The organism is Saccharothrix sp. ST-888 (assembly GCF_000955975.1).
Classification (GTDB): Bacteria; Actinomycetota; Actinomycetes; order Streptomycetales; family Streptomycetaceae; genus Kitasatospora.
In genome coordinates this window covers 1-756 of record NZ_JYJF01000313.1, presented here as the reverse complement: position 1 = coordinate 756, position 756 = coordinate 1, and the positions used below count along the sequence as shown (strand labels likewise).

At 74.7% G+C, this 756-nt stretch carries 1 protein-coding gene; it reads left to right on the top strand.

Features of this window, described 5'->3' with window-relative positions; all coding sequences use genetic code 11:
* On the top strand, positions 1-756 hold a 756-nt coding region (locus UK12_RS32830; protein WP_045306864.1), incomplete at both ends, for a beta-ketoacyl reductase.

Below are 756 nucleotides of genomic sequence, written 5' to 3'. Positions count from 1 at the left end.
GAACGCGACCGCGGTCACGTCCGACGAGGAGGTCGCCGACCTTCCTGCGGCTGCCGTCCTGGGGCTGCTGCGCTCGGCGCAGTCGGAGAACCCGGGCCGGATCGTCCTGCTCGACCTCGACGAGGACCCGGCTTCGCTGGACGCGTTGCCGAACGCCGTCGAGAGCGGCGAGCCCCAACTCGCCCTGCGCTCGGGCAAGGCCCTTGCGCTCCGCCTGGCCCGCGTTCCCGCGGCCGTCGAGGCCGAGCCGCCGGCCAGGGCCCCCGAAGGCACGGTACTGCTCACGGGCGCGACCGGTTCGCTGGGCCGTGTGGTGGCCCGGCACCTGGTGGAGCGACGAGGCGTCCGCCGACTGCTGCTGGTGTCACGCCGGGGCGAAGCGGCCGAGGGCGCAGCGGAGTTGGCCGGAGAACTGTCGGCGCTGGGCGCCTCGGTCCGGTTCGCCGCCTGCGACCTGGCGGACCGGGACGCCACCGCGGACCTGCTGGCGGCCGTGCCCGCCGAGTACCCGCTCACCGCCGTCGTGCACACCGCCGGCGTCCTGGACGACGGCGTCATCTCCTCTCTGACCCCCGAGCGCGTCGACACCGTGCTGCGCCCGAAGGTGGACGCGGCGTGGAACCTGCACCTGCTGACCCGGGAGCTGGACCTGTCGGAGTTCGTGCTGTTCTCCTCCGCCGCCGGGGTCTTCGGCAACGCGGGCCAGGGCAACTACGCGGCGGCGAACAGCTTCCTGGACGCCCTGGCCGCCCGGCG